Below are 12,135 nucleotides of genomic sequence, written 5' to 3' on the forward strand. Positions count from 1 at the left end.
AGAGCGCCGAACTTGGCCGATATGCGGCTGCAATGGCCGCCGTAATCAGTGGCGGCGTTCGACGATATACCGCGCCAGGTCACGCAGCGGCTCGGCCGCCGCGTCGAAAGGTCGCAGGGCGTCCAACGCTTGATCGCGTAGTTCCACGGCGTAGCCCTTGGCGGCTTGCAGCCCGAGCAGCGCAGGATAAGTCGGTTTGTCCCGTGCGATATCGGCGCCCTGGCGTTTGCCCAGGGTGGCGGTATCGCTTTCCACGTCGAGAATGTCGTCCTGCACCTGGAACGCCAGGCCAATGGCCCGGGAATAGGTCTGCAGGGCCGCCAATTGCGCGGTTTCGGCACGCCCGCTGGCCAGGGCGCCCAAGTGCACGGCGGCTTCGATCAGTGCGCCGGTCTTGTGGCGGTGCATGTGCTCAAGGGCTTTTTGATCCAGCTTGACGCTGACCGAACCCATGTCGATCGCCTGCCCGCCCACCATGCCCGCAGGGCCGGCAGCCAGGGCCAGTGCGGTGACCATGCGCAGGCGGATCTCGGCGTTGACGCTGCTCAGGCGTTGGTCCAGCAACGCGCTGAACGCCAGGCTCTGCAAGCCATCGCCGGCGAGGATCGCATAGGCTTCATCAAAGGCTTTATGGGTGGTGGGCTGGCCACGACGCAGATCGTCATCGTCCATCGCCGGCAAATCGTCGTGTACCAGGGAATACGCGTGAATCAACTCGACCGCACAGGCGGCACCGTTGGCCTGCTCGGCCGGCGCGCCCAGCGCTTCACAGGCCGCATACGCCAGCAACGGGCGCACGCGCTTGCCGCCATTCATCACGCTGTAGCGCATGGCTTCATACAGACGCTTCATTTCCGGGCTTGGCGCAACAAACAAGGGCTCCAGCGCCGCATTCACCCGGGCTTGGCTACTGGCCTGATACGCGTCGATCATTCCGGCTGTTCCGCGTCGAAAGGTTCTTCGGCCAACTCTCCGTCACGCTCCAGCAATACCTGGACCTTCTGCTCCGCCTGCGCCAACGCGCTCTGGCAGTCACGGGTCAGGCCGATGCCTTGCTCAAACGCCGTCAGCGAGTCCTCCAGCGACAACTCGCCGTTCTCCAGACGCTCGACCAATGTTTGCAGGTCGGCGAGGGATTGTTCGAAATCGAGTGCAACTTTTTTGCGGGCCATGGCGGCTATTCCGGTAGACGGTAAACCGGCGCGACACTAGCAGACATGGGGATTCTGGGCAAATGAGCGGGCAAATGAGTGGGGTGTCACTCGCCCCCTGTATTGACCTGATAACGCGTGCTGCGGCCGCCTCCGGGGAGACGGACCAGGCAGTTTTTTTCCAGCAGGTCCGCCAGGTGTCGCGTCGCTGTCGCCTTGGATACCTGCTCCACGCTGCGTAACAGGGTTTTAAGGAACCACTCGAGTTGGACGCTCGGTTGAATAACGAAAGCCTGCTTTTCAGGGCAGGCTTATCGCGAATCTCGGCTGACTTACTTCTGATGAGCCGTCAGCGCCGCATACCCATTCATCAAGTTGCGATAGTTAGGAATGCGCTGGGACAACAAATTCCCCAGGCCTTCGATATCGTTGCGCCAGTCGCGGTGCAGCTCACAGGCTACCGAAAACCAATTCATCAACTGTGCACCGGCCTGTGTCATCCGGCTCCACGCCGCCTGCTGCACCGTGGTGTTGAACGTGCCGGAGGCATCGGTCACCACAAACACCTCAAACCCTTCCGCCAGCGCCGACAAGGTCGGGAACGCTACGCATACATCCGTGACCACGCCGGCGATGATGATCTGCTTGCGGCCGGTGGCCTTGATTGCCTTGACGAAGTCTTCGTTGTCCCAGGCATTGATCTGGCCGGGGCGGGCGATGTACGGCGCGTCCGGGAACATCTCTTTCAACTCCGGTACCAGCGGGCCGTTGGGGCCTTGTTCGAAGCTGGTGGTGAGGATGGTCGGCAGGTTGAAGAACTTGGCCAGGTCGGCCAGGGCCAGCACGTTGTTCTTGAACTCGTTGGGCGAGAAGTCCTGCACCAGGGAAATCAGGCCGGTCTGGTGGTCGACCAGCAGGACTACGGCGTCGTCTTTGTTCAAGCGGTTGTAGGTTGGAGTGCTCATGGTTGAATCCTTTTTTGTTCAGGTTGGTTGGGCGTTGCGTTCAACATGGGCACAGATTAATGGGTGGATGCTGGGGGATAAATCGGCTGGAATGGGTAATACCGTCAACTAAAAGGAGACAATTCATGGTTTGTCAGCAGGATTTGTCCTTTTGATGATCGAAAAAGTAAGTCAAAAAATCTCACGCGTGAGCTATTGAGTGTGGCAAAAAATGCCTGTAGATTTTCTCACGCGTGAGTTTTTCACAGCGAGGTCAGTACCATGGAAAGCAGCTCTCCATCGAGTCCGCCTAGAGGGCCCGATACCGATTCAGCAAGCCTCAAGGGAGAGCGCTTGAAGCCGTCCGCCAAAAAGCCATCGAGCTTTTACATGAAGCAGATGCGTGCAGGCCTGGCGGCCGCCGGCTATGTGAAACACGAGACTTGGGTGCTTCCCGAAAACCGAAGCCTGCTCAAGCAGATGGAGAAACAGCTTCGCCAGCCGATTCTGGCTGGCTCATTCATGTCGGAGAATTTCATGAGCGCAGGTACCAACTGGAATATCGATCGCCTCTTCACCGCTCTTCAGGCCCTGGATGACGTGGTGTCCAAGGACATTACGCTTTCTCTGGTTCAAGGCTCCGAGTCCAGCATCAAGCTGGAAATGAACGACTTCGGTGGCCTGCCGATTTACATCGCGGTGGTGGGCGAGCAGATCATCGTCGACACCGTGCTGGTCGATGTCGAGTCCATCAACGATGTCGCAAAATTCAATGACGCGGTGTTGCGCAGCCGGGAAATGTTCCCGCTGTCCTCAATCGGCATCGAGTCCATGCCTAACGGGCAAGTGGTCTACAACATGTTCGGTGCATTGAGCTCCGATTCCAGCCTGACCAATATCGTCACCGAGGTGAAAACCCTGGTCGACAACGTGCAGCGCGCCAGCGAAGCCTTCGAACGTTTCTTCAATTAAGTATTCGGGAGTATCCAATGACTCAGTCCATCTGGAGCAAATTGTTCACCGCGCTGCGTGGCGGTGCCAACGAAGTCGGCGAATCGATCGTCGACCAACAGGCCCTGCGCATCCTCGATCAGGAAATCCGCGATGCCGACACCGCGCTGGCCAACGCCAAGCGTGAGCTGGTGAGCATCATGGCCAAGCACAAACTGGCGACTGATCGCGTCAACGAGTACGACGCCAAGATCAAGGACCTGGAGTCCAAGGCCGTGGCTGCCCTGCAGGCCAATCGTGAAGACCTCGCCCTGGAAGTCGCCGAAGCCATCTCGACCCTGACCAACGAGCGGGATGTCGAGCATAAGCAAGCCACCGAGTTCGGTGGCTATGCGGAAGGCATGCGCAAGGACATCACCAAGGCCGAAAGCCGGATCAAAAGCCTGCGCCAGCAAGTGGACATGGCCAAGGCGCGCGATAGCGTACAGAAGGCCCAGGTCAGCGCTTCCATCGCCAGCGGCGGTGCCAACGGCAAGCTGGAAACCGCCGTCGGTACGCTGAATCGCTTGCAGGCCAAGCAGCAGCAACGCGCCGCTGAACTGCAAGCCCAGGATGAACTGGCAGATGCATCGACCGGGACCGACCTGGAGCGCAAGCTGCGCGACGCCGGCATCACGCCGAACGAAGGCAGCGCCAATGCGATTCTGGAGCGTCTGAAGCAAAAATCGGCCGAGTAAGCAACGTCGTCGCAGGAAGGGCAGTGTCTGCCCTTCTTTTTTACCTCGAGGTCAGAATGGGCGCCCTGAAGGGTTTCAAGACAATCGCAGGCCTGGCGCTGTTCATGGTCGCGCTGCAACTGCTCAATGCAGCGACCGGTTACAGCCTGATGACGTTCGGCCTGATCCCGAGAACGCTGCAGGGCCTGCCCGGCATCCTCACCTCACCGTTTTTGCACGGGTCGTTTGCCCACCTGAGCGCCAACCTGATTGCCTTTGTGATCCTGGGCAGCCTGGTGATGATCGAAGGGCTCAATCGGTTTGTGACCGTCAGCGCGATCATCATCCTGCTGGGCGGTTCGCTGGTCTGGCTGTTCGGTTTTGCGGGTGTTCACGTCGGGGCCAGCGGCTGGGTGTTCGGGTTGTGGGCCTACCTGTTGTCTCGCGCCTGGTTCCACAGGAGCTGGAGCAACCTGATCACGGCCGGTGTGGTGGCGGTACTGTATGGCGGACTGGTCCTTGGCTTCCTGCCTCGCCAAGGCGTTTCCTTCGAAGGGCATCTGTTTGGTGCCTTCGCCGGATTTATTGCCGCCAAGGTACTTCTCTCTCAACCACGCAGCAGGTTTAATGCCGGCTGAACGCACTTGAGCACCCAGGGAGTCAGGGACGCAATGCCGATTTTTCTTTTGTTGCGCAGGTACGCCGCGTCCCTCTTTCACCGCTTTGGCTGGGCGGGCCTGGTCGTTGCCTTGGCGGTACACCTGAGCACGGCTTATCTGGGCCTGGTGGTTCTGGGCGAACAACACCTCACCGCGCCCGCCACGTTCGTTTACTTCTATCTCACCACCACGCTGACCGTCGGCTATGGCGATCTATCGCCGCAGACCTCTTTGGGACGCTTGTTCGTGGCGACCTGGGTCATGCTCGGGGGCATTGCGCTGCTGACGGCGGCGATCGGCAAAACCACCAGCACTGTCATCGATGCATGGAGAAAAGGCATGAAGGGCAAAGGCGATTTCACCGGCAAAATCGGCCATACCGTGCTCATTGGCTGGGAGGGCGCGTCCAGTGAACGGGTCATCGAGTTGTTGCTGCAAGACGAAACCTCGAACGACAACCTGATCGTCATCTGCGATTGCACCCTTGAAGAAAACCCGATGCCGGGCAAGGCGGCCTTTATCCGTGGTGAGAGCTTGTCCTCCACAGCGCTGTTGCTGCGTGCCGGTGTGCCCGGTGCCGAGCGTGTGCTGGTGCGAACCCCGTCTGACGATCTGACGCTGGCCACCGTGCTGGCGGTGAATCAATTGAATCCGGTCGGGCACGTGGTCGCCCACTTCAATGCAAGTGAGATCGCCGCCCTGGCCAGTTCCTACGCCCCCAGCCTGGAATGCACCTCAAGCATGGCCATCGAAATGCTGGTGCGCGCCTCTCAGGACCCGGGCTCGTCGGTGGTCATTAATGAGCTGCTGTGCGTGGGGCAGGGCGCCACCCAATACCTGATGAGATTGCCCGAGGCGTTTGAAGCCACGTTTGGCGATCTGTACACCCAGATGAAAGAGCGCCACAACGCCACCCTCATCGGCTATCGCGCCAAAGGTGCCCCGCAACCGTCGATCAACCCGCCCAGCGCCACACGCGTTGAAGGTGGCGAACTCTTCTACATTGCCTCCACCCGCCTCAAGGAAATCTCCAATGGGATGGTTTAAACAGTTGATGGGGCTTGAGGCCCCGCAAGCGAATACACACTCGAAAGGCGCTGCCGAACCGCTGCCGACCACCGGGCCGCTTGGCCTGGCGCCGGGCAAAGGCGTGATATTCGACACGACCCTGAAGTTGTTGCTCGACGGGAAGACCACGGTGGTTATCCCCGGCTCCCAGGAAATCTGGAGTAACGGCACCGTTGACCTCGGGCAGTCGACCTGGCTGTCGCGCTACTACATGAACGACGAGGATTACTGGCTGCAGGTGCACACCACGGGCGACATCGCCGGGCAGGTCGAGTCTGTGATCCTGTTCAACTACCTGAGCTACGTCACTATCAGCAGCGAAGCTGAATTGCGCCGGCTGGCGGGGCCGCAGAGCCCGATCGGGTTGCCGACCTACACCCACAACGGCGTCGAATACACGCGCGTGTGGGGCAGCGAGGCTGGCCAGACAGAATTGGTGGCCATGAGCGAGCAGGTGATAAACCCCGAGGACTCCTACAGCGTCGAACACCGCTCGATGCTATATGCCCGTGACACCGGCCTGACCGATCGCCGCGAGTTTCTGCTGTTCTCTGTCGAAGAAGACGCTGAAGGCACCGTCAGCCTGAGCACCTCCCTGGGCATTTCGCTGTACACAACCGACTTGAATGCGCTCTAAAAAAGGAAGAAGTCCATGCTAGAAGCTCTCTCCATCTCCCTGAACAAAGCCGCCGTGCTCGGGTTTGTCACCTACATCCTGGGGGCTGCCGTACTGTTTGCGCTGTTCCAGTTCATCTACACCCGCGTCACCCCGCACAAGGAGTTCGAGCTGATCCGGGCGGGCAACGTTTCCGCAGCGGTCGCCCTGGGCGGCGCCATCGTCGGTTTCGCCATTCCGGCCAGCAACGTGATTGCCTACTCGATCAGCATCCTCGACTTCGTCGTCTGGGCGGTGATCGCCGCCGTCGTCCAACTCCTGGCGTTTCTGCTCACCAGTCTCGTGCTCAAGGGCACTTCCGAGCGCATCAAGAGAGGCGAGCTTGCAGCGGGCATCTACGTGGCGGCGGTGGCCATCAGCGTCGGCATGTTGAATGCCGCCTGCATGACACCTACCCAGAACTGATTGCGCACGGAGCTCCCGATGAAACGAAGCAAGTACGTCCAGCTTTCGCTGGCAGCGTCGGTCGCCATGGCGATATCCGGTTGCGGGCCGACGGAAAAAACCTACGATTTGCAGAAGAAGTACAACTTCCAGTCGGTGCAGCAATGTGCCGATGAAAAGCTTCCGGTGGACGTCTGTTCGGATGCCTACATGACGGCCATGGCCGAGCATCGCCGCATCGCCCCGGTATACGCCAGCCAGGCCGATTGCGATGCCGACTTTGTCGCCGGCTGGTGCCAACTGGACTCCAATGGCCAGTTCATTCCCAAGCTGGGCGGTTTCGAACTGACCGCCGAAGGCCAGGTGACACAATCCCAGGTCGACGCGGCCAACGCCCAGGCGGGCAACGCTCAGGCAAGCGGCGGCTCCGGCTTCTCCACCAGCAGCCTGCTGACCGGCCTGCTGATCGGCAACATGCTGAGCAGTAATCGCAACAGCTACCGCTCCGAGCCGGTGTATCGCTATCGCGATGATCGCGGTAACTACGGCAACTCCACGCTCAACCAGCGCGTCTCCAGTGGCGCGACGTTTGGCCGCTCGAATCAAGCCCGGTACGGCAGCAGCAATTACACCAACACGCTGCGCACCTCCAGCCAGTCGAGCTCCGTAGCGTCGGCCACCTCCCGTGGCGGCTTCGGCAGCAAGGCCAGCGCACGCAGCGGCTGGGGCGGCGGCGGGTCGAGCAGTTAAGGAAACCGGGCCATGAAGAAAATCCATTGCGCAGAGCGTCATGACTGGAAACAGACGGCTGAAAACCTCGGCTTTCTGTTCCATACCATCGACAACGAACCCTACTGGGACGAGCGCGCTTATTACCAGTTCACGCTCAAGCAAATCGAGCACGACCTCGAAGACCCGACCACCGAGATCCATGACATGTGCATGGACCTCGTCGCCCGCGTGGTCCAGAGCGAAGAACTGCTCGAACGCCTGAGCATCCCCGCGCCCTTCTTCGACATGATCAAAACCTCATGGCTCGAAGGCCACCCGCACCTGTACGGGCGCATGGACTTCTCCTACAACGGCACCGGCCCCGCCAAGCTGCTGGAACTCAACTACGACACACCGACCAGCCTCTACGAGGCCGCGGCGTTCCAGTGGGGCTGGCTCGAGCAATGCATCGAACGCGGCCTGCTGCCCAAGCATGCCGACCAGTTCAACAGCATCGACACCAAGCTGCACCAGGCCTTCGCCCAACTGCAGATCAACCAGCCGTTCTACTTCGCCTCGATGAAAGACTCGGTCGAAGACAAAGGCACCACCGACTACCTGCGCCTGGTCGCGGAAAAAGTCGGCATCGAATCACGCCACATCGACATCGAAGACATCGGCCTGACCAGCGAAGGCCGCTTCGTCGATCTCCAGGACCGCTGGATTCCCCACCTGTTCAAACTGCACGCCTGGGAATTCATCTTCCACGAACCCTTCGGCGCCGCGATTGCCGAGAGCGACACCCAGTTTTTCGAGCCAGCGTGGAAATCCATCATTTCCAATAAAGGCATCCTGCCGCTGCTGTGGGAATTCAACAAAGGCCACCCGAATCTGCTCGCGGCCCACCTGGATACCGAACCGGGTAAAGCTGTGCCGAAGGGATGGGTGCGCAAGCCATTCTTCTCGCGGGAAGGGGCGAATATCGAACTGCAGACGGCTGATGGGCTGATCGTGAAAGAGGACGGTCCTTATACGGATGCGCCGTTTATTCTTCAGGAGTTCGCACCGCTGCCGCGGTTTGGGGACAGCTACACGTTGATTGGGTCTTGGGTGATTGGGGACCAAGCGGCGGGAATTGGGGTGCGGGAGGATAATAGTTTGATTACCAAGGATTCGAGCCGGTTTTTGCCGCATTTGATATTGGATTGAGGCTGGCGCTTAAAGGGCCAGCAGGGCTGATCTCTCAGTGCACATTGAATCGATGGTGCGCCTTGGGTGGCCGTATTGCCTTTATTGTAGACATGACGCAGTTGGTGGCGGATCGTGCTCCAGGGGCATGCAGCATAGATAGTGCCGCTGAGAGACAGGCGAGGCGATAGTCTTGCCCGCTTTGGCTATTCAATGATCCAACAGCTGTTGGATAAATTTGGTTTGTGGTTTTTGTGAGCATTAAAAAGCCGGCTTGTGGCCGGCTTCTCTGTGACCGCCTCAGCTTGTTTTTGACAAACCTCAGCAGCCTTCAAATCGCTCAGCCCACATTGCGTCGGGCTGAATAGTAGGGGCATCTGCGGGAAATCCTCCGCATCGCCGAGCAGGGTGGATAGCGCAAAGCCACCCCCTGCCAAATGTGCGGCGCATGATACCCACATTCACCTCAGTTGCCCACCTCCGGATCCGATTTAGAGCCTTCCCAGCCCAAAAGATGCTCATCCAGCGGCACGGGTGGGCGGCGGTTATTGAGGGTAGACCACCAGAACACCCACCCCACGATCTGGAAGTTCTGCTCAAACCGTTGTTCGTGGGTCAGGTATTCGTCCGGATGTTCACCGGCATTGTGGCTGCGCATGCGCAAGCCACCTCCAGGGCGGTTGTAGAGGTATTTGATGCGGAGCATTCCGTCGTGTTCGACCGCGTAGATTTCGCCGTCGATGATTTGGGTGCGGCCTTTGTCGATGGCGAGGGTGGCGCCTTGTTGGATGATGTCGATCATGCTGTTGTCGACCATGTAGGCGCCCAGCGCGCGGTCGGGGTTGACGTTGAGGGTTTCGAGGGTGTGCAGGGAAACGCGGATGCGTTCGGTTGAGGTGAAGGTGGGGTGGAGGGGGATCTCCACGTCGATTTTTTCCGGGCGGCAGGCGGGGCCTGTGAGGTATTTGCCAGTTTCTTCGCGGGCGGGGAGTCCTTTCCTGGTGCCGGGGCCTTCCAGCAGGAAGTTGGCCGGTGGGTGTTTGGGGCCTTCGCCGGTGCGTAGCCAACGGCTGGAGATGCACAGCAGTTCTGCGATCTCGTTGAGTCGGCCCATGGGTACACCGCGTTTGAACCAGTTGTTCACGTGTTGAGGCGTGACACCACGGTTCTTGGCGAAGTCGGAGGCGGAAAGATGAACTTCCCGTAATAGCGCTTTTAAGCGATCACCTGATGTATTCATAAACGCAGAGTTTACTGGCCGAGAAAACACATCAAATAAACCATGCGTTGAGTTAGGCCTGTAGGTTTTTGCTTAGTTATAGCTTGTTAGTTCGGATTTGAACTGTGGTTAAACTAAGTTTATAAAACATTGAACTGGTCGTTTAATTTTTCCCACAAAAAAAGCCCCGAATAATCGGGGCTTTTTCAATTGCCGAGGCAATGAGTAGCAGGTATCAGCCTTTGTAGGCAGCGACCGACTTCATGATTTCGGCGCGGGCGGCGTCTGCGTTGCCCCAACCGTCGATCTTCACCCATTTGCCTTTTTCGAGGTCTTTGTAGTTCTCGAAGAAGTGCTTGATCTGTTCCAGCAGCAGTGGCGGCAGGTCGGTGTATTCCTTCACGTCCACGTACAGCTGGGACAGCTTGTCGTGTGGCACGGCGATCACTTTGGCATCGCCACCACCGTCGTCGGTCATGTTCAGGATGCCGACCGGGCGAGCGCGGATGACCGAGCCTGGGGTAACCGGGTAAGGGGTTACGACCAGCACGTCGAGGGGGTCGCCGTCGTCGGCCAGGGTGTTCGGGATAAAACCGTAGTTGGCCGGGTAGAACATCGGGGTGGCCATGAAACGGTCAACGAACAGGCAGTCGCTGTCTTTGTCGATTTCGTATTTGATCGGCGCGTGGTTGGCCGGAATCTCGATGGCGACGTAGATGTCGTTCGGCAGGTCTTTGCCAGCCGGAATCTTGCTGTAGCTCATTGGGCGTTGCCCCCGTAGTTGGCCATATGACATGGCCGGATTGGCCTAAAAGTGGCGGCGATTATAGGCATATTCTGACGGCGATGCCATGCGCCAGACGTCGTACGGTCATTCGCCTTGTGGCTGATAACGCGGGTCGTGCGCTTGCAGTCGGGTCAGGCGGGCCAAGGGATCCTGGCGGTAAAAGCGGCTGAGTTGGGCGTACACCTGTGGATAACTGTTGACGAGTAAATCCGGGGCGCTGAAAAAATATTCGCTGGTGACCGCAAAGAACTCCGCCGGGTTTTCCGCCGCGTAGGGGTCTATCTCCGTCTCTGCATCGGGGTTGGCGTCCAGCTGGCGATTGAGGTCGTCATAAGCACCCTGCATCACGCTGGCCCACTCCCGCACGCGCATGTCGTGGTGCAGCGGCGGCAGGCCGTTGGCGTCGCCGTTGAGCATGTCGAGCTTGTGGGCCAGTTCGTGGATCACCAGGTTGTAGCCTTCCCACTGACCGCTGGCCAGTACGCCGGGCCAGGCAAGGATCACCGGGCCTTGCTGCCAGGCTTCGCCGCTGTGTTCGCCGTCCCACTCGTGTTCGATGCCGCTGCTGTCGCGATGGCGCTGAGGGCTGAGGAAGTCGTCGGGGTACAGCACGATTTCATGGAAACCCTGGTACCAGTCGAGGTCGCCCAGGTTCATCAACGGCAATTGCGCCTGGGCGGCGAGCAGCAGGCGTTGTTCCTGGTGCAGCTCGACGCCGGGCAGTGCGGTGAGGTGTTTTTCGGCGAGGAACACCACGCAGGCTTCGCGCAGCCACTGGTCCTGCTCGGCACTGATGCCGTCGAGGAAGGTCAGGTGGTCGCGCACCCGCTGCCAGGTGTCATCGGCAATCGGGTGCTTGGCCAGCAGGCGCCGGCGCCGCCAGGCACTGAGGGACCACATGGCGGGTTACTGCGACTTGGCTTCTGAAGACGTGCGACCAAAGCGGCTGCGGAACACGCCAATGATCATCGGCACCAGCGACAGCAGGATGATGAACACCACCAGCAGCGAGAGGTTTTTCTTGATAAATGGCACGTTGCCGAAGAAGTAGCCCAGGGTCACCAGGCCGCCGACCCAGAGGATGGTGCCCAGCACGCTGAAACCGAAGAAGCGTGCATAGGGCATTTTCGCGATGCCGGCAACGAACGGCGCAAAGGTGCGCAGGATCGGCAGGAAGCGCGCCAGGGTCACGGTCTTGCCGCCGTGCCTGTCGTAGAAGTCGTGGGTTTTTTGCAGGTAGTCGCGGCGGAAGATTTTCGAGTTCGGGTTGCTGAACAGGCGTTCTCCCGCCGTTCGCCCGATCACGTAATTGGTACTGTCGCCGAGGATTGCCGCCAGCATCAGCAGCCCGCCCAACAATACCGGGTCCATGCCGCCGCCTGCAGCGACCGCACCGGCGATAAACAGCAGCGAATCACCCGGCAGGAACGGCATGACCACCAGGCCGGTTTCGCAAAAGATGACCAGGAACAGAATGGCGTATATCCACGGACCGTAGTTGGTTACCAGCATGTCGAGGTACACGTCGAGATGCAGGATAAGGTCGAGCGGGTTGAAATCCATGGATGGCACCTGTGTGAACGGCCCGACTCGGCAGGCCTGTGCGGAAGCTCGGGTAATAAGGCTACACGTTTATGTAGTGTTTCTTACAACCCTGAAAGGTCCGCATTATACGGATTGA

The 12,135-nt window shown here is 59.3% G+C and carries 15 protein-coding genes and 1 pseudogene; 8 read left to right on the forward strand and 8 right to left on the reverse strand.

Features of this window, described 5'->3' with window-relative positions; all coding sequences use genetic code 11:
* Positions 1–45: 45 nt before the first annotated feature.
* The 4 genes and pseudogenes from ispA to ycaC all read right to left on the reverse strand — a co-directional run bounded on the left by ispA (position 46) and on the right by ycaC (position 2,116).
* A complete protein-coding gene (gene ispA, locus C8K58_RS21030) occupies positions 46–933 on the reverse strand; it encodes a (2E,6E)-farnesyl diphosphate synthase (RefSeq protein ID WP_108574244.1) in 888 nt (295 codons plus the stop codon).
* Positions 930–1,172 (reverse strand): exodeoxyribonuclease VII small subunit, encoded by a 243-nt coding sequence (locus C8K58_RS21035; protein WP_003176346.1) that lies wholly within the window; start codon positions 1,170–1,172, stop codon positions 930–932. Before C8K58_RS21035 ends, ispA begins: the two co-directional genes overlap by 4 nt.
* A gap of 86 nt (positions 1,173–1,258) precedes the next feature.
* Positions 1,259–1,390: pseudogene (locus C8K58_RS32745) on the reverse strand (DUF4172 domain-containing protein); the annotation flags it as partial.
* Between the two features lie 93 nt (positions 1,391–1,483).
* Positions 1,484–2,116, reverse strand: coding sequence for an isochorismate family cysteine hydrolase YcaC (ycaC, locus tag C8K58_RS21045; protein WP_027605204.1), 633 nt, complete (start codon positions 2,114–2,116; stop codon positions 1,484–1,486).
* A 369-nt stretch (positions 2,117–2,485) separates the two neighbouring features.
* On the opposite strand from ycaC, the gene C8K58_RS21050 reads away from it, so the two are divergent.
* The 8 genes from C8K58_RS21050 to C8K58_RS21085 are packed head-to-tail and all read left to right on the forward strand — an operon-like array spanning position 2,486 to position 8,469.
* On the forward strand, positions 2,486–3,067 hold the full coding sequence (locus C8K58_RS21050) for a YjfI family protein (protein ID WP_027605205.1): 582 nt from the start codon (positions 2,486–2,488) through the stop codon (positions 3,065–3,067).
* Between the two features lie 17 nt (positions 3,068–3,084).
* Positions 3,085–3,783: a PspA/IM30 family protein gene (locus C8K58_RS21055; RefSeq protein WP_027605206.1), complete on the forward strand. Its 699-nt coding sequence runs from the start codon at positions 3,085–3,087 to the stop codon at positions 3,781–3,783.
* Between the two features lie 56 nt (positions 3,784–3,839).
* Positions 3,840–4,400, forward strand: a complete 561-nt coding sequence (locus C8K58_RS21060) for a rhomboid family intramembrane serine protease (protein ID WP_108574245.1) — start codon at positions 3,840–3,842, stop codon at positions 4,398–4,400.
* Between the two features lie 33 nt (positions 4,401–4,433).
* Positions 4,434–5,468: an ion channel gene (locus C8K58_RS21065; protein ID WP_027605208.1), complete on the forward strand. Its 1,035-nt coding sequence runs from the start codon at positions 4,434–4,436 to the stop codon at positions 5,466–5,468.
* On the forward strand, positions 5,455–6,126 hold the full coding sequence (locus tag C8K58_RS21070) for a DUF2491 family protein (RefSeq protein ID WP_108574246.1): 672 nt from the start codon (positions 5,455–5,457) through the stop codon (positions 6,124–6,126). Before C8K58_RS21065 ends, C8K58_RS21070 begins: the two co-directional genes overlap by 14 nt.
* 15 nt (positions 6,127–6,141) lie before the next feature.
* Positions 6,142–6,570, forward strand: a complete 429-nt coding sequence (locus tag C8K58_RS21075; protein ID WP_027605210.1) for a DUF350 domain-containing protein — start codon at positions 6,142–6,144, stop codon at positions 6,568–6,570.
* A gap of 18 nt (positions 6,571–6,588) precedes the next feature.
* Positions 6,589–7,299, forward strand: a complete 711-nt coding sequence (locus C8K58_RS21080; RefSeq protein WP_027605211.1) for a DUF1190 domain-containing protein — start codon at positions 6,589–6,591, stop codon at positions 7,297–7,299.
* A 12-nt stretch (positions 7,300–7,311) separates the two neighbouring features.
* Positions 7,312–8,469, forward strand: coding sequence for a glutathionylspermidine synthase family protein (locus tag C8K58_RS21085; protein WP_065924894.1), 1,158 nt, complete (start codon positions 7,312–7,314; stop codon positions 8,467–8,469).
* Between the two features lie 445 nt (positions 8,470–8,914).
* Here the strand turns inward: C8K58_RS21085 and C8K58_RS21095 are convergent, their stop codons facing one another.
* From C8K58_RS21095 to C8K58_RS21110, 4 genes are all read right to left on the reverse strand, one after another.
* On the reverse strand, positions 8,915–9,688 hold the full coding sequence (locus C8K58_RS21095; protein ID WP_027605213.1) for a S24 family peptidase: 774 nt from the start codon (positions 9,686–9,688) through the stop codon (positions 8,915–8,917).
* Between the two features lie 214 nt (positions 9,689–9,902).
* Positions 9,903–10,430 (reverse strand): inorganic diphosphatase, encoded by a 528-nt coding sequence (ppa, locus tag C8K58_RS21100; protein ID WP_003176323.1) that lies wholly within the window; start codon positions 10,428–10,430, stop codon positions 9,903–9,905.
* Positions 10,431–10,538: 108 nt separating this feature from the next.
* Entirely contained in the window at positions 10,539–11,354 is an 816-nt protein-coding gene (locus tag C8K58_RS21105) for a zinc-dependent peptidase (RefSeq protein WP_027605214.1), read from the reverse strand.
* A gap of 6 nt (positions 11,355–11,360) precedes the next feature.
* The gene (locus C8K58_RS21110; RefSeq protein ID WP_027605215.1) at positions 11,361–12,017 is read right to left on the reverse strand and encodes a DedA family protein; all 657 of its coding nucleotides are present in this window, start codon (positions 12,015–12,017) and stop codon (positions 11,361–11,363) included.
* Positions 12,018–12,135: the final 118 nt, after the last annotated feature.

The organism is Pseudomonas sp. GV047 (assembly GCF_003058245.1).
Taxonomy (GTDB): Bacteria; Pseudomonadota; Gammaproteobacteria; order Pseudomonadales; family Pseudomonadaceae; genus Aquipseudomonas; species Aquipseudomonas marginalis.